The organism is Streptomyces recifensis (assembly GCF_002154615.1).
GTDB classification, from domain to species: Bacteria; Actinomycetota; Actinomycetes; order Streptomycetales; family Streptomycetaceae; genus Streptomyces; species Streptomyces griseoluteus.
Map to the genome: position 1 here is coordinate 1 of NZ_MUNH01000836.1, position 723 is coordinate 723.

A 723-nucleotide genomic window follows, 5' to 3' on the forward strand; every position below is an offset into this window, starting at 1 on the left:
GGCGACGGCGCCCCGTCCGGAAAGTCACGCCCCATGCTCCGCTTCCTCGTCCGCCGAGTCTTCGGCGCGCTGGTGATTCTGCTGATCATCAGCGCCGTCACCTTCTGGCTCTTCTACGCCATCCCGCGTGACCCCGCCACGATGTCGTGCGGCAAGAACTGCACGCCCGACATGCTCGCGCAGGTGCGGCACAACCTGGGCATCGACCACCCGGTCCCGGTGCAGTACTGGTACTGGATCAAGGGCATCTTCGTCGGGCGCAGCTACGGCGACTTCGGCAACTGCAGCGCTCCGTGCCTGGGGTACTCCTTCGCCAACCGGGAGCCCGTGCTCGGCACGATCATGGACCGGCTTCCGCTGACGCTGTCGCTGGCTCTCGGCTCGGCCGTCGTCTTCCTGATCTTCGGTATCGGCGCGGGCATGATCGCCGCGGTGAAGCAGGGCAAGTGGCAGGACAAGCTGGCCAGTTCGGCCTCGCTGGTCGCCTCCTCGCTCCAGATCTACTTCGTCGGCTACATCGCCATGTACTTCCTGGTGGCCAAGCTCGACGTCCTGGACAACCCGTCCTACACGCCGCTCACCGAGAACCCGGCCGCCTGGGCCTCCGGCCTGCTGCTGCCGTGGCTGGTGCTGGCGCTGATCTGGACCGCCAACTACACGCGTATGACGCGCTCGCAGCTCGTGGAGACGCTGAGCGAGGACTACGTCCGCACCGCCCGCGCC

At 67.1% G+C, this 723-nt stretch carries 1 protein-coding gene; it reads left to right on the plus strand.

Annotation, left to right across the window (positions count from 1 at the left end):
* Positions 1-33: 33 nt before the first annotated feature.
* On the plus strand, positions 34-723 hold a 690-nt coding region (locus CCN33_RS30165; protein ID WP_086696476.1), incomplete at its 3' end, for an ABC transporter permease subunit.